This is a genomic window from Rhizobium sp. KNZ14-9A (assembly GCF_056755015.1).
Map to the genome: position 1 here is coordinate 4,555,298 of NZ_JBPGXB010000002.1, position 14,412 is coordinate 4,569,709.

The 14,412-nt window shown below is 60.5% G+C and carries 19 protein-coding genes; 6 read left to right on the forward strand and 13 right to left on the reverse strand.

The window, feature by feature from the left end:
* Positions 1-53: 53 nt before the first annotated feature.
* Entirely contained in the window at positions 54-1,028 is a 975-nt protein-coding gene (locus ACR9ZQ_RS29205) for a threonine ammonia-lyase (protein ID WP_481429206.1), read from the reverse strand.
* 69 nt (positions 1,029-1,097) lie between these two features.
* Entirely contained in the window at positions 1,098-2,291 is a 1,194-nt protein-coding gene (locus ACR9ZQ_RS29210; protein WP_481429207.1) for an AraC family transcriptional regulator, read from the reverse strand.
* A 16-nt stretch (positions 2,292-2,307) separates the two neighbouring features.
* Here ACR9ZQ_RS29210 and ACR9ZQ_RS29215 point away from each other — a divergent pair, with 16 nt between their 5' ends.
* Positions 2,308-3,012 carry a hypothetical protein gene (locus ACR9ZQ_RS29215; RefSeq protein WP_481429208.1) on the forward strand — a complete coding sequence of 235 codons (705 nt, stop codon included), beginning with the start codon at positions 2,308-2,310 and terminating at the stop codon, positions 3,010-3,012.
* An 8-nt stretch (positions 3,013-3,020) separates the two neighbouring features.
* On the opposite strand, the gene ggt is transcribed toward ACR9ZQ_RS29215, so the two are convergent.
* Together ggt and ACR9ZQ_RS29225 are read right to left on the reverse strand one after the other, a co-directional pair.
* Positions 3,021-4,763 (reverse strand): gamma-glutamyltransferase, encoded by a 1,743-nt coding sequence (ggt, locus tag ACR9ZQ_RS29220; RefSeq protein ID WP_113320904.1) that lies wholly within the window; start codon positions 4,761-4,763, stop codon positions 3,021-3,023.
* 62 nt (positions 4,764-4,825) lie between these two features.
* Positions 4,826-5,680 carry a helix-turn-helix transcriptional regulator gene (locus ACR9ZQ_RS29225; protein ID WP_442206393.1) on the reverse strand — a complete coding sequence of 285 codons (855 nt, stop codon included), beginning with the start codon at positions 5,678-5,680 and terminating at the stop codon, positions 4,826-4,828.
* A gap of 114 nt (positions 5,681-5,794) precedes the next feature.
* Here ACR9ZQ_RS29225 and ACR9ZQ_RS29230 point away from each other — a divergent pair, with 114 nt between their 5' ends.
* Positions 5,795-6,511, forward strand: a complete 717-nt coding sequence (locus ACR9ZQ_RS29230; RefSeq protein WP_481429209.1) for an SDR family oxidoreductase — start codon at positions 5,795-5,797, stop codon at positions 6,509-6,511.
* A 4-nt stretch (positions 6,512-6,515) separates the two neighbouring features.
* Here ACR9ZQ_RS29230 and ACR9ZQ_RS29235 read toward each other — a convergent pair whose 3' ends face one another.
* Entirely contained in the window at positions 6,516-6,881 is a 366-nt protein-coding gene (locus tag ACR9ZQ_RS29235) for a winged helix-turn-helix transcriptional regulator (RefSeq protein ID WP_310383568.1), read from the reverse strand.
* A gap of 106 nt (positions 6,882-6,987) precedes the next feature.
* Between ACR9ZQ_RS29235 and ACR9ZQ_RS29240 the strand changes: the two genes are divergently transcribed.
* Together ACR9ZQ_RS29240 and ACR9ZQ_RS29245 are read left to right on the forward strand one after the other, a co-directional pair.
* A complete protein-coding gene (locus ACR9ZQ_RS29240; RefSeq protein ID WP_481429210.1) occupies positions 6,988-7,317 on the forward strand; it encodes a nuclear transport factor 2 family protein in 330 nt (109 codons plus the stop codon).
* The gene (locus tag ACR9ZQ_RS29245; protein ID WP_310383565.1) at positions 7,314-8,117 is read left to right on the forward strand and encodes an SDR family oxidoreductase; all 804 of its coding nucleotides are present in this window, start codon (positions 7,314-7,316) and stop codon (positions 8,115-8,117) included. Before ACR9ZQ_RS29240 ends, ACR9ZQ_RS29245 begins: the two co-directional genes overlap by 4 nt.
* Here the strand turns inward: ACR9ZQ_RS29245 and ACR9ZQ_RS29250 are convergent.
* From ACR9ZQ_RS29250 to ACR9ZQ_RS29275, 6 genes are all read right to left on the reverse strand, one after another.
* Entirely contained in the window at positions 8,069-9,118 is a 1,050-nt protein-coding gene (locus tag ACR9ZQ_RS29250) for an alpha/beta fold hydrolase (protein WP_481429211.1), read from the reverse strand. The genes ACR9ZQ_RS29245 and ACR9ZQ_RS29250 overlap by 49 nt on opposite strands.
* Positions 9,119-9,196: 78 nt before the next feature.
* Entirely contained in the window at positions 9,197-9,814 is a 618-nt protein-coding gene (locus tag ACR9ZQ_RS29255) for a tetratricopeptide repeat protein (protein WP_113181450.1), read from the reverse strand.
* A 99-nt stretch (positions 9,815-9,913) separates the two neighbouring features.
* Positions 9,914-10,039, reverse strand: coding sequence for a type B 50S ribosomal protein L36 (gene ykgO / locus ACR9ZQ_RS29260; RefSeq protein ID WP_007826467.1), 126 nt, complete (start codon positions 10,037-10,039; stop codon positions 9,914-9,916).
* A gap of 177 nt (positions 10,040-10,216) precedes the next feature.
* Positions 10,217-11,284: a 5-(carboxyamino)imidazole ribonucleotide synthase gene (locus tag ACR9ZQ_RS29265; RefSeq protein ID WP_310383984.1), complete on the reverse strand. Its 1,068-nt coding sequence runs from the start codon at positions 11,282-11,284 to the stop codon at positions 10,217-10,219.
* Positions 11,281-11,775 carry a 5-(carboxyamino)imidazole ribonucleotide mutase gene (gene purE / locus ACR9ZQ_RS29270; RefSeq protein ID WP_007826471.1) on the reverse strand — a complete coding sequence of 165 codons (495 nt, stop codon included), beginning with the start codon at positions 11,773-11,775 and terminating at the stop codon, positions 11,281-11,283. Before purE ends, ACR9ZQ_RS29265 begins: the two co-directional genes overlap by 4 nt.
* A 16-nt stretch (positions 11,776-11,791) precedes the next feature.
* Entirely contained in the window at positions 11,792-11,995 is a 204-nt protein-coding gene (locus ACR9ZQ_RS29275) for a YdcH family protein (protein WP_007826473.1), read from the reverse strand.
* Between the two features lie 230 nt (positions 11,996-12,225).
* On the opposite strand from ACR9ZQ_RS29275, the gene ACR9ZQ_RS29280 reads away from it, so the two are divergent.
* Positions 12,226-12,399, forward strand: coding sequence for a YdcH family protein (locus ACR9ZQ_RS29280; protein ID WP_007826474.1), 174 nt, complete (start codon positions 12,226-12,228; stop codon positions 12,397-12,399).
* 154 nt (positions 12,400-12,553) lie between these two features.
* Here ACR9ZQ_RS29280 and ACR9ZQ_RS29285 read toward each other — a convergent pair whose 3' ends face one another.
* Positions 12,554-12,814 carry an ArsR/SmtB family transcription factor gene (locus tag ACR9ZQ_RS29285; RefSeq protein ID WP_025669780.1) on the reverse strand — a complete coding sequence of 87 codons (261 nt, stop codon included), beginning with the start codon at positions 12,812-12,814 and terminating at the stop codon, positions 12,554-12,556.
* Positions 12,815-12,879: 65 nt separating this feature from the next.
* Complete coding sequence (locus tag ACR9ZQ_RS29290; protein WP_310383554.1) at positions 12,880-13,644, reverse strand: sulfite exporter TauE/SafE family protein; 765 nt, start codon at positions 13,642-13,644, stop codon at positions 12,880-12,882.
* Positions 13,645-13,752: 108 nt separating this feature from the next.
* Between ACR9ZQ_RS29290 and ACR9ZQ_RS29295 the strand changes: the two genes are divergently transcribed.
* Positions 13,753-14,406, forward strand: coding sequence for a thiamine phosphate synthase (locus tag ACR9ZQ_RS29295; protein WP_310383552.1), 654 nt, complete (start codon positions 13,753-13,755; stop codon positions 14,404-14,406).
* The last annotated feature ends 6 nt before the right edge of the window (positions 14,407-14,412 follow it).

Here is a 14,412-nt window from a genome sequence, read left to right on the forward strand (position 1 = left end):
TGATCGAGGTCGTCGCCGATCGCGATCAGGGTCTTCGAGAGCGTTGTCGAGCGTTAGCCGAAGCGTTCGAGTGCAGTGGTGAACACGTCGGCGTCGATATTGCCGCCGGAGGTGACGACGACGGCCGTGTCGCTCTCCATCTGGTCGCCATGGAAAAGTGCGGCGGCAAGAGCGACGGCTCCGCCCGGCTCGACGACGATCTTGAGGCGGGTGAAGGCGAGGGCTACGGCGCGCAACGCCTCATCATCTGTCACGACAATACCCTGTCCGGCCAGACGCTTGAGGATCGGGAAAGTGATGTTGCCCGGTTGCGGCGTGACGATCGCATCGCAGATCGACCCGCTCATGGTGGCATTGCGCTCGATCTTGCCCGATGCAAGCGATCGCGTGGTGTCGTCGAAATTTTCCGGTTCGCAGGGACGGACACGGAAGCCCGGCGCACTCGCTTCCAATGCCAGGGCGATGCCCGAACTCAGGCCGCCGCCACCGCAGGGAACGAGGACTTCGGCATTCCTGACGCCTTCCTCCTCTGCCTGTTCGGCGATTTCCAGCCCGGTCGTGCCCTGGCCGGCAATGACCAGCGGTTCGTCGAAAGGCTTGATGAGCGTCAGTCCGCGTTGGGCCGAGAGTCTCGCGCCGATCTCGTCGCGGTCTTCATTGGCGCGGTCATAGAGCACCACTTCGGCGCCGAAGGCGCGCGTATTGGCAATCTTCAGCTTCGGCGCATCGCTTGGCATGATGATGACGGAGGGAACGCCGTGCATGCGTGCGGCCAGCGCGACACCCTGGGCATGGTTGCCGGAGGAGAAGGCGATGACGCCCTTCTTGCGCAGTTCCGGATCGATGCCCGAGACGGCAGACCAGCCGCCGCGGAACTTGAAGGAGCCGGAATGCTGCAGGCATTCGGCCTTCACGAACAGCCGCCGGCCGGCGATTTCATCGAGGAAGGGTGAGGAGAGAAGCGGCGTGCGCCGCGCATGTCCGCGCAGGCGGGCCCTGGCGGCAACGATCATTTCAATGGAGGCCATGGGAATCTCTTCTGCTTTAATGCCGCTCATGCATAGAGCGCGCATCTTTGCTTGTGAACGGCGACTTTGTCACGGTGACATGAATATGACATTGGACGCCGCGCCACTCGATTCCCGCGGGACACGCCGCTTTCTGTATTGTGTGGGGTTTTCGCCATTCATGCGCGCGAATTCGCGATTGAAATTGGACTTGCTGATGAAGCCGGAGTCGAACATCACCTGCGTTATCGGATGATCGGTGCCGACCAGCTGCTCGCAGGCGGCGCGGATACGGAAGTCGTTCACATATTGCGAGACGCTCATGCCGTGGATGCGGTTGACGGCCGTGGAGACGCGCCGGGCCGGGAGATTCATCTTGCGGGCAATGCGGGTGAGATTGAGATCGGGATCGCGATAGAGCTGACGGGCGCGCATCAGCGTATCGAGGGCAGCGGCGACGGCACCGTCTTCTTCCGTTGCCGGTGGCGGCGGTGGCTCCTCAGATGTTGCTTCCATGCTGCTGCCGCTACTCGCCACCGAAGCGGCGGTGCCGAGGATCAGCAGCGCGATGACGTTGCCGAGTGCGACGATCGCACCCGCATGAATGCCGCCGGTCTTGGTGAAATCGAAGCTGATGATGACGTCGGTGACGGCGGAGGCGATGAGGGCAAAGCCGGTTATCTGCAGCGAACGATAGGACAGCACTGCACCGTCGAGGCGGGAGGATACGAGAACATCAGGTCCATGCCGGGCAAGCCAGAGCAGCGCGCCGCCATAGAAGAGGAAGATCAGAATGATGGCGAGACTGATCGGCTCTGGATAGAGCGCGATCAAGACTGCGATTGCGGCTGTCGGCAGAAGATGTGGCCAGAAACGGGAAAGGGAGGGTTGCTCTTCCATGGCGAGCCCCTTGAAGCAGACCCAGGCGAGGGCCGCGATTGTTGTCGCGATCAACGATTGAATCGGCATGATCGCGATGACATCGTAACCCCAGCGGACGCCGATCACTATGGACTGGAGGATGTAGAACCCGATCAGCAATAGGAAAGGCCGCTTTTCGGCAAGCGCCCCATCTCCCTGCCGCAGCATGCGGATCAGCAGGATGGCAAGCAGCAAAGCCACGACGAAGGGCAAGGGAACGAAGATCATCGGCGATATCCGGTAGCAATAATGATCCTCAGAATGAACCCGATTGCGTTCGCGGTCGACCCGGATCGTGATCGAGGTCTCGAAATAGGGGCTGAAAATCCATTCCTGAAAGTGTCCTCGACGGGAGGGCTTCATTCATGGACGGATTCCGATGATCATTCTTCTTGTGATGCCGGTGCTTCTGGTAGTTTCTGCGGCCGCTCCGGACAAGGTATCGACAACTGCAATTCCCGATCTTTCCGGCGTGCGTGCGATTGCCATCAGTGGTGACGCAAGCTCGATCAACATCACCACGCGAAGCGACCAGTCCTATGGCGCATCGCTCAGCGGGCGACGGAAGGGCTGGTTCTCGTCCTGGTATTCAAGTTGGTATTTTGCCGATTGCCGCGACAATAGCGCCATGCGGGTGGAAGGCACAGTTTTGCATATCGATATCGCCGCATCGTCGTGGCTGGACCCGTCAGATTGCATGATCGAGGTCAATGCCAATGTGCCTGCTGGTGCTGCTCTCCGGATCGATCAGAGCGCTTTCACGGCGAGGCTCACTGGGCATTTTTCCGAGCTTGCGATTGCCGGAAAGGCGGCCGACATCACATTGGACGGCCATGCTGGGGGCATCGATATTCGCGCAGACGCCGTGCGGGCTTCCCTCGATTTCGACAGGGTCGAAGCGGACGAGAGAGTATCGATCCGCGCTCGTGCTCTCGATGCCTATCTTGGTTTCGGAGACAACGCGTCGGTCGATTACAAGGTGACGGCAAAGGCTTCCTGGGTCGATGCCCTGAAGCCAAGCGTGTCGGGCGCGATGCCACGCGTCGAGATCGATGGCGATTTCGTTCGGGTCAGGATCCGCTAAGCGGCTGTTCAATAACCGTTGGCTGAGCCTTCGGTCGCGCGGTTGTCCATTGCGCCGTTGTAGCGGGCGCCGCCGCCCTTCTGGATGGCTGCAAGGCTCTTGCCACCGACGAGAATACCGGCGGCCTGCCCCCAGACCGGTGCATCATTTCCGCCATCAAGCTTGTAGCCCATTGCGGCGAGCGCCTTTTCGGTATCCGGCGAGAGCGCAAAAGGCTCCAGGTAGACGGTGTCCGGCTGCCACTGATGATGGACGCGCGGTGCGTTGACCGCCTGGCTGATGTTCATGCCGAAATCGACGACGTTGAGGATTGCTTCCAGGGTGATCGTAATGATGCGCGAACCGCCGGGGCTGCCGATCACCATGAAGGGCTTGCCATCCTTGGTGACGATCGTCGGACTCATGGAAGAAAGCGGCGTCTTCTTCGGCGCGATGGCATTGGCCTCGCCCTGTACGAGGCCATAGAGGTTCGGCACGCCGGGCTTGGAGGTGAAGTCGTCCATCTCGTTGTTGAGCAGCACGCCGGTGCCGGGTGCAACGACGCCAGCGCCGAAGGAGCCGTTCAGCGTATAGGTCACGGCGACTGCATTGCCCTCGTCGTCGATGATCGAATAATGGGTCGTCTCGGTGCTTTCCTTGCCGCCCAGCGGCTTCAGATTGGCCGAAGTGCCGGCCCTGTACGGATCGATCTTGGCACGAATTGACGCCGCATAACTTCTGTCCAGCAGTTTGGAGACGGGATTGTCGATGAAGTCAGGGTCGCCGAGTGCGGCGTTGCGGTCCACATAGGCATAACGCATGGCCTCGACCATGATGTGAACGGTTTCTGCCGATCCGTAGCCGAGATAAGAAAGCGGATAGCCTTCGAGGACGTTCAAGATCTCGCAGATGATGACGCCGCCGGAGGAGGGCGGCGGCGAGGAAATGATGTCATAGCCGCGGTAATTGCACTCGATCGGCTTCAGTTCCCGCACCTTGTACTGCTCGAAATCCTCCTTGGCGAGAATGCCGCCCTTGGCCTGGCTGGCATTGACGATTGCCTCGGCAGGCGCACCTTTGTAGAAGGCATCGGGGCCTTTTTCGGAGATGGATTGCAGGACAGCCGCAAGATCCGGCTGCACCAGCTTTTCGCCCGACGCATAGGGGCTGCCACCGGCCTTCAGGAAGATTTTGGCGGCCTCTTCATCCTTGGCGAGCCGTTTGGCGCTGGTCGCGAAAGTGGCTGCATCGCCCTGCTCGAGCGTAAAGCCTTCCTTCGCATATTTTAAAGCTGGGGCGATCAGTTCTTCACGCTTCCTGGTACCGTATTTCTCGCGGGCTGTCTCAAAGCCCATGACCGAACCCGGTGTGCCGACGGCGAGATAACCGTCGAGACTGGCGCGTGGGACAATGTCGCCTTTAGCATCGAGATACATGGTCTTGGTTGCCGCAAGCGGTGCGCGTTCGCGGAAATCAAGGAAGGTTGTTTTTCCATCCTTCATCCGGATCGTCATGAACCCACCGCCGCCAAGATTACCGGCTGTCGGATAGACAACGGCCAGCGCGTAGCCCACCGCGACCGCGGCATCGACGGCATTACCGCCACTCTTCAAGACATCGACGCCGACATCGGTTGCCAGATGCTGGGCGGTGACGACCATGCCATGCTCAGCTTCGACAGGTGCCGGCGAGGCGGCAAAAGCCGGCAACGGCGCAAGGCAAAGCGAAATGGCGGCGAGAATGGCGGCGGAGTGTCTGGGAAGGCGATCCATGAATTTCCCCTCAAAGGACGGCGATGGGAAAGATATGGCGTCGCTTCTGCGGCAGACAATGATCAGGCAAGAAGCTCGGCGAGTTTCCTGTTCGTGTCGTGTTCGTCGAGAGGCGTGTAGACGATCAGCTTCATATCCGGCTGGCTCATCAGCGTAAGGCCGGTATGTTCGAAAGACATCAGGCCCTTGACCGGATGGTTCAGGCGCTTCACGCCGGTGAGCGGAGCCACAACCTCATGGCGCGTCCACCAGGCGCGGAATTCCGGGCTTGTCTGCTTGAGCAGGGCGATGAGGCGCTCGAAATCCGGGTCGCCGGCATAGCGGGCGCTGTCGGCGCGGAACATGGCGAGCGAGACGCGGGCGACGGCCTCCCAGTCGACCAGCAGGCTGCGATGGAGATCATCGGCAAACAGCCGGTGCATGGTGTTGCGCTCGTCCGGCCCCAGCCGGTCATACCCGCCGAAGAGCAGATCGGCGGCACGGTTCCAGGCCAGCACGTCCCAGCGGCGACCCAGCACATAGGCCGGCTGCTGAGTCAGATTATCCAGCATCCGGCGCAGCGGCTCATCGACCACTTCCGCCGCTGACGAAAGCGGCTGCGGCGACTGGCGGCTGTTTAGGGTGAAGAGATGCAGGCGTTCGGCCTCATCAAGACGAAGCGCATCCGAGAGCGCATTCAGCACCTGCGGGGAGGGGCGGATGTCGCGCCCCTGTTCCAGCCAGGTGTACCAGGTGGTGCCGACACCGGCGATCATGGCGAGCTCTTCGCGCCTGAGCCCCGGCGTGCGGCGGCGAAAACCGTCGGGCAGGCCGACATCGGCCGGGCGGAGGCGCTCACGGCGCGAGCGCAGGAAGGCCGCGAATTCGCGACGGCGGGCTTCGAACGTGTCCAGCTTCTGATCCATGGCGACGATCATATCAGTATCGATACCAGGATAAAATCAGGCCTGTTTGCGATTTTGGGACTCCGCAAGATGAGAGCACTCCCGGCAATGAAAGCCGGAAGTTCGATCATCCAAAAGAGTATTCTCATGTCATTGCAGCACGCAGTCGTTATCGGCGGCTCTTCGGGTATCGGCCTTGCCTCAGCGAGACTGCTTCTGGAACAAGGATTTAGGGTCACCATCGCTGCGCGAGACGAGGCGAAGCTCAAGGCATCGGCTGATCATCTTTCCGGCGAGATCGGAATGATTGCCATCGATGCCCGAGATCCCGCCACCGTGAAGCAGGCCTTCGAGAGACTCGGATCCTTCGATCATCTCGTGCTGGCGCTGGGCAGCGGCCATGGCGCCGGTCCTTTCGCGACGCTCGACATGGCCGACCTGCTCGCCGGCTTCCAGACGAAGCTCATCCCGCATGCGGCGACGGCGCAGGCGGCTCTGCCGTCCCTGCGGCCAGACGGCAGCATTACTTTCGTGTCCGCCGTTAGTGCGCAGGCCGCGATGCCGGGAACCGCAGGCCTTGCCGCTGTCAACGCAGGGATCGAGGCGATGGTGCGGGTGCTTGCTGCCGAGTTGAAGCCACTGCGCGTGAATGGCGTTTCGCCTGGCGTGATCGATACGCCGTGGTGGGATTTCCTGCCCGCCGAACAGCGTCAGGCCGTGTTCCAGGATTTTGCCGGGCGCACCCCGGTCGGTCGCATCGGCCAGCCGGATGATGTCGCCAAGGCCGTCGCTTTCCTGGTCTCGAACGGCTTCATGAGCGGTCACGTGCTGACCTGCGATGGCGGCATTCACCTCGGGGCTTGAACGCTCAGACAGTCCCGTCAACGGCTTCCTCGGGTGCGAAAACCATTCCGGTCAGGTCCTTGTCCTTCAGGGCCGCCCATTTCAGCAGGGCGTCCAAGGCGGGGCAAAGGGCCTGACCCCAATCCGTCAGGCGATATTCCACCTTGGGCGGAACCTGATGATGGACGATGCGCAGCACGATACCGTCGTTTTCCATCTGGCGGAGCTGCTGGATCAGCATCTTTTGCGAGATGGCAGGAATGGCGCGTTCGAGATCGGAAAAACGCAGCACCTTGCCGCCGAAGAGGTGGAAAAGAATGATGAGCTTCCAGCGCCCTTCCAGAATCTTCAGCACGTTTTCGACGCCGGTCGCTGCGGAATAGGGTGTCATTGCAGTACCTTACTTTCAGGTAAGTACCTGACTTTTTTGTAGGTTCTTGTCATCTGGTAAGCCTATGCCCATTCTTTTTGCGAAGCAACCGAAGAGGAGTTTCCGAATGAGTATCGAGCTTCCGAAACCGCTGGCCGCCTATTACGTCGCCAAGAATCAGAAGGATATCGACGGCATGCTTGCCTGCTTTGCGGCAGATGCCAGCGTGCACGATGAGGGCGAGGACAGGCGCGGTCATGTCGACATCCGCGAATGGATGGAGGAGACGACGCGCAAATATGGTGTGACGGTCGATGCCAGGAAGATTTCCGGCGACGCAGACAAGCCGGTTGTGGCTGCGCTGGTCTCCGGGAATTTTCCGGGCAGCCCTGTCACACTATACTATCACTTCACGCTTGCCGGCGGTGTAATCACGCATCTGGAGATCAGTGCGTGACTGTCGTACCGGCATTTTCGTTCGATCCGAACGAGTTCACCGGCAAGCGCGTTCTTGTCACAGGCGGCACGAAGGGCATGGGCGAAGCGATCGTGCGGCGACTTTCCGCAGCCGGCGCACGCGTTGCGACGACCGCACGTTCGCCGCTGCCCGAGGGGCAGACTTCCGCGCTCTTTGTTCAGGCGGACATCAGCACGGCGGAAGGCGTGAATAGCGTCGCGTCGAGGGTGCTGGAGGTCTTCGGCGGTCTCGATGTTCTCGTCAACAATGTCGGCGGTTCATCGGCACCAAGCGGCGGTTTTGCTGCGCTGACGGATGCACATTGGCAGGCGGATATCAATGCCAATCTGCTCGCGCCGGTGCGGCTCGATAGGGCATTCCTCCCCAGCATGATCGAGCGCGGCCACGGCGTCATCATCCATATTTCCTCGATCCAGAGGCGGCTGCCGCTATATGAAGCGACACTCGCCTATGCGGCGGCCAAGGCAGGATTGTCGAATTACAGCAAGGGATTGTCGAAAGAGGTCGGGCCGAAGGGCGTTCGGGTGAATACGATCGCGCCGGGTTTCATCGAGACCACGGCTGCCACCGCCCTGATCCGGCGCATCGCTGATGAGGCCGGCACCGATGAAGATGGTGGCCGCAGGCTGCTGATGGAATCGCTGGGCGGCATACCGATCGGCCGGCCGGGCCGCCCGGAAGAGGTGGCGGAGCTCGTGGCGTTCCTGGCCTCGCCCCGCGCCGCCTCCATTCATGGCGCGGAATATACGATCGACGGCGGTACCGTTCCAACCGTCTGATTGATGGAAGAGCCGGCAAGCCGCTCTTCCGCCTTGCGGGCAATCGCCGCAAGGTCACGCACCTTGCCGGCAATCTTCTCCATGGCGGCAATGGCGACGTCGGTCGCAAGATAGTCAGGCTTGTGGCCGACGCCCCTAACCATGATAAGTTCCGACCCCTTGATATCCCGCGCCAATCCACGCGAATGCAGATGCTCCCAGACGATCTCGTCCTTGTCACCGGTGATGATGACGGTTGGCGCTGATATTTCGGAATAGCGTGGCGCGTTGGCCGTCAGATATTCATGGAGCCGTTTGAAGTCGGTGGCGTTGTTGTAAAAGGCGCGCGGCCGCAGCACCAGCGACGGACCAGTCTTGGCGACGTAATCGAGAGGCCGGGGATTGGGATGAAAGACGTTCAGCGTGCCGCGTTCCAACCGCCGCAGGCCGAGGGGCACGACGACCGCATGATTGAAGAGCCAGCCGACAAGCGGTGTTGTTGCGACATGATAATACCAATCGATGCCGCCCGGCCATGGATGAGAGGCCGGCGCGAGGAATAGCAGGCCGGCTGTCTTCTCGGGATGGTGGACACCGAAGGCCGCTGCGATTGCGCCGCCGAAGGAATGGCCGATGATAACAGCCTTTTCGATGCCGCGCTTTTCCATCAGCTTGGCAATGGCATCGGCCTGGCCTGAGGGCAGCGCGTTTTCCGGCCCGCCACGTTCCGAGTAGCCGTGACCGGGTCGATCGACGAAGAGCATCTCGGCGCGGCCCTCCAGTGCTTCGCGGAAGGCGCCGGTCTGGTCGAGCAAATTGCCGCTTGCTCCATGAATGAAGACCAGGGGCGGAAGATCGGCGGTGTCGGGGCGCGGAACATGCACGGCATTCAGGCTATAGCCGCCGATATCGGTCAGTTCGCCGATATTGGGATAGGCGTGTTCGAACTGGCGGGCCTTGTAGGAGGAATAGCCGATGGCGGCGGCGATGGGGGCGAGGAGGGCAGAGATTTCGGCAAGCATGGCACTAACCGCACAGTGACGATATCATTGAGCTAAGATTGTGCGCCTTCCTACGTCGTCAAGTGCGCGCCGGATCTGTCAGGTGCGGCTGCCGGCAAGCTTTTCCGAGAGCGTGCTGACCTGCTCCTGCGCGGTGCGATCGGCGGGGTAGACATCCAGAACGCGCTCCCAGGCCTTGAGGGTGATCTGGTCATTGCCCGTGGTGGCGAGGATAGCCGCCATGCCTGACAGGGCGCCGAAATGGCGGGGCTCGATCTTCAGCACCTGTTCGATGTCGGCCATCGACTTGCGATAGTTGCCGAGCACGAAGTTCAGTGTTGCACGACGGTTCCAGCTTTCGGCATAGGTGGGTTTCAGGGCGATGGCTTCATCGAGAAAATCGAGCGCTGCCGGATTGCGCTTTTCCTCGATCGCCTTGTCGGCCCATTGCATCAGGAGATTGATCGTCGCGCTGTTGGAATCGTTCCATTCCATGCGGATCTGATTGGCGATGCTGCTTGCCTTGTCGGGGTCGCGCTCACGCTTCAGCTGCCCATAGAGCTGGTCGAGACGTTGCTTTGGAGACGAATCGGAATCGGCCGGCTGTTCGACGATAACGTCTTTCTGCTGAGCCATAGCGGGGAGAGCAGGAGCGAACAGGGTGAGGGCAAGCGGCAGCGCCGCTGAGGTCAAGGCAAAAAAGCGCATGGCGGACATATTAGCCCGCCATCGCTGAAGATCAAACAAATTTGGCGTGATCACCGAAGCGACCAACCGATATGCCCACCTGAGGGCAGGCAAACCGGATACGCGCAATCAGCCCTGACGAGCCTTGTAGCGCGGGTTCTGCTTGTTGATGATGTAGATGCGGCCCTTGCGGCGAACGAGACGGTTGTCACGATGACGCGCCTTGAGCGACTTGAGCGAATTCTTGATCTTCATTTTTCTGATCCGCGATGTTTCTGGGGGAATTCACATTCGCCCGTGTCTTTTAACAATCAAAAGCGCGCCGGCTGGGCGCGCTCTTTAGGTGGGGGAGCAGATAACCCGACCTCCGCCTTGTGTCAACCACGTGAAGGCTTTTTTCCGTGGGTTTCAGGTGCCGGCCGGGCAAACGGCTCAGCAGGCTTTGCCCGTCAGCGTCGTCACGTGGCCCATCTTCCGGCCGACGCGCGCCTCGGTCTTGCCGTAGAGGTGCACCAGCGTGTCGTCACGCTTCAGCCAGTCCGGAACGGCAAGGATATCGTCGCCGATCAGGTTCTGCATCACACAATCGGAATGGCGGCGCGGATTGCCGAGCGGCAGGCCGGCGACGGCACGGATATGTTGCTCGAATTGCGAGACGACGCAGGCGGCTTCCGTCCAGTGGCCGGAATTGTGTACGCGAGGCGCCATCTCGTTGGCGATCAGGCTGCCATCGGCCAGCACGAAGAACTCGATGCCGATGACGCCGACATAATCGAGCGCGGTGAGAATCTGTTCGGCAGCCTTGCGCGCCGCATCGGCGGTGGCGGCGGAGATTGTCGCCGGAATTGTCGACGTATGCAGGATGCCGTTGCGGTGCACGTTTTCGGCCGGGTCGAAACAGAGCACAGTACCGTCGGTGGCGCGGGCGGCGATGATCGAGACCTCGCGTTCGAAGGCGACGAAGCTTTCGAGGATGAGCGGCACCGAGCCAAGTTCCGCATAGGCGCCCTCAGCATTATCGGCTGCTGACCGGAAGACCATCTGGCCCTTGCCGTCATAGCCGAGGCGGCGGGTCTTGAGCACGCCCTGGCTGCCGAAATCCGCTAGCGCCGAATCGAGATCGGCCTGACTGTCGATGGCATGGAAACGAGCCGTCGGGATGCCGCAACCATTAATGAAGCGCTTTTCGACCAGCCGGTCCTGCGCAGCTTCCAATGCCCTCGGCGGCGGATAGACGGGCACGCTCTTTGCCAGCATTTCGGCAGCGGCGACAGGCACGTTCTCGAATTCGTAGGTTACGACATCGCAGAGCCCAGCCAGTTCGGCGAGCGCTGATGGGTCATCATAGGCAGCGACGATCTGCTGGTTGGCGAGCTGAGCGGCAGGGCTGTCGGCCTGCGGCTCCAATATGATTGTGCGGAAGTTCAGCCGGGCTGCGGCCATGCCAAGCATGCGGCCGAGCTGGCCGCCGCCGATGATGCCTATTGTCCTGACCATCAGAGATCGTCCATCGGATATTCGGCGACGGAGGCGCTCTGGCGCTCGCGCCATTCGTCGAGGCGCTCTGCGATTTCCTCGTCCGAGAGGGCAAGGACTGCCGCAGCAAGAAGTGCCGCATTGATCGCGCCGGCCTTGCCGATGGCAAGCGTGCCGACGGGGATGCCGCCCGGCATCTGAACGATGGACAGCAGGCTGTCCTGGCCGGACATTGTCTTTGACTGCACGGGCACGCCGAAGACCGGCAGCGGCGTCATTGCCGCCGTCATGCCCGGAAGGTGCGCCGCGCCGCCTGCACCTGCGATGATGACCTTGAAGCCTTCGGCACGTGCGCCCTTGGCGAAGGTTACGAGCCGGTCGGGTGTGCGATGAGCCGAGATAATGCGCGCATCATACTCGATTTCCAGCGCCTCCAGCGTATCGGCAGCATTCTTCATGGTTTCCCAGTCGGACTGGCTGCCCATGATAATGGCGACTGGTGGTCTGTCTGTCATCGTCACAATCGTTCCTTCAGGCGATGATATCAGGGATGATCTGGTCTTCTAATTTGGAGAGCTTGTCCTTGATGACCAGCTTCTTCTTCTTCATGCGCTGGATGCGCAGGGCATCGCAGCCCGTCTCAATCATGGCGTTGATCGCGGCGTCGTAATCCTCGTGCTCCTGGCGCAGACGCGCCACCATGAGCCTGATTTCCGCCTGTTCCTGATCGGCCATTTATATTCCCCATAATCGTCTTCGGACCTTGTCCGGTCTGCCGATAATTTCCGCAAGCTCCTATCACCAAATAGAGGTAACGGGAAGTTAGTGTTGATCATGAATTTGCCGCTTAGTCTCCATCTTTTGGCCTTCGACAAGCCTTTAAAAATGTGTCACAGTCCGCTGGTTGACACCTTGGATCTCCAGCAATGGATGGCTGGGGAAGGGTAAGAGGAAGGAAGGGTCAAATGACTGTTCAAGCTCATCTTGAATCGCTCCAGAAAAAGCATGTCGCTCTCGAGGAGGAGTTGCATGCCCTGAGAACATCTCCCTCTATTTCCGATACTGAACTTGCCGAATGCAAGCGCCGTAAGTTGCGCATCAAGGACGAGATCGAGCGTCTCAAGTCATCCGTCCATTGATCTTTCCAGGCTATCGCCGGACATCTGTCTTGTGAAAGAAAAGGTAAATTCCCCAATTTTCTAGACCATCAAGCAAGACCCGGTGAATAACCGAAATCAAGCGCCAGTCCCTTGCATGCGGCATCGGGCTGGCGTTTTTACGATGAGGGGCGCCTTAGGCCCAGAACTGATCCAGCCAGAGATTGAGCTTGTCGAAGCCACGGTTATTGACCGTGTAAATGCGCTTCGTCCCTTCCGAGGTCACGGAAACGAGGTTGCTTTCGAGCAGCGCTTTCAGGTGTTGCGACACGGCAGGACGACTGATCGGCAGGCCCTCGGCAAGCTCATTGACCGTCTTCGGCGCGCGCCGCAATTCCTCCAGCAAGAACCGCCGGTTCGGATCGGCAATCGCAGCGAAGGGGTCCGTGTTCGACATCACAAAAAGCTACGTCAAACAGGCTCTTGCAGCAAGGAAATTGTGCATCGCAACGGAACACAACCCTATTCGAGCAAGCCTTCGCGCAGGATGAGGAAAGCAGCGATCAGCGCCATGGCATAGATGAAGGGGTAGAATATCTGCGGCTTCATGCGCCGCACACACCATGCACCGGCAATCGTTGCCAGCGGGGCGAAGGGCAGGAGCGTGGCAGAGGCCAGAAGGTTGCGGGTGTCGAGCTGGCCGAGCGCAAAATACGGAACGAGCTTTACAGCGTTCAGAATGGCGAAGAAGCGCACGCTGGTGCCGGTGAATTCGCGTGGCGGCAGCTTGAGCGGCAGGGCGTAAATCTGGAAGGGCGCGCCGCCGGCGTGGGCAACGAAGCTGCCGTAACCGGAAAACGTGCCCCAAAGGCTTGCCAGTACCGGGCGCTGGGGTCGCGGCGGGATGGCTATACCCTTGCCGGGGCCGAAATTGTTCCAGAAATAACGCAGACAGAAGGCAACGGTGACGGCGCCGATGAGAATGCGCAACATGCTGCCCGGCACGAGAGCGGAGGTGGCCCAGCCGAAGGCAATGCCGAGAAGGCCGCCAGGCAGCATGATCTTCAGCGTCGTCCAGTCGCCGTGCTGGCGCCAGATGACCAGCGATATCATGTCCATGAAGACGAGGATGGGAAGCAGGATCGCGGCGGCTTCGACGGGTGCTACGACGAGGGCGAGAAAGGGAAGGCCGATCAGCGACAAAGCGTCGCCCATCCCGCCTTTGGCAAGCCCGACAAGAATGACAGCCGGGATTGCGGCGTAGTAGAATGACAGATCTTGCGGCATGCTTTTGAAGTTCCTCCCCTTGCAAGCCCCCTCTATCGGAATTACTCACTCAAAACGAGTGCGGATCCGCCATAGAGCAGGAAAAACCGCCGCAGATGGAAAGACTTCATGACCGAACCGGAAAACCGCTGCCGCCTTGTTCTCGTTGTGCCCGATATCGCCGATGCCGATGAAAGGGCGGCGATCGTTGCCGATGCGTTGAAGGGCGGTGATGTCGCGTCCGTTATCCTGCCGCAATACGGTCTCGATGACGGCAGCTTCCAGAAACACGCTGAAAAGCTCGTGCCCATCATTCAGGACGCCGGTGCCGCGGCGCTGATTGCCGGCGACAGCCGCGTCGTCGGTCGTTCGAAGGCCGATGGCCTGCACATCGCCGGACCGGCAAGCGAGATTGCCGATGCGATCGATCGTTATGCCGACAAGCTGATTGTCGGTGGCGGCAATGCCGCCGACCGGCATACAGCGCTCGCAGTCGGCGAGGAGCGGCCCGACTATATCTTCTTCGGCAAGCTCGACGGCGACATCAAGCCGGAGGCGCATCCGAAGAACCTGGCGCTTGCCGAGTGGTGGGCGTCGATGATCGAAATCCCGTGCATCGTCATGGGCGGCACTGATCCGGCTTCCGCGCTTGCCGTTGCGGAGACTGGGGCCGAGTTTGTGGCGATGCGCATGGGCGTATTTGCCGAGCCGGCTCAGGCGCCCTCGATCGTGGCTCAGATCAATGCCTTGCTTGACGAAAAAGCGCCACGGTTTGAGGATTGATATCGC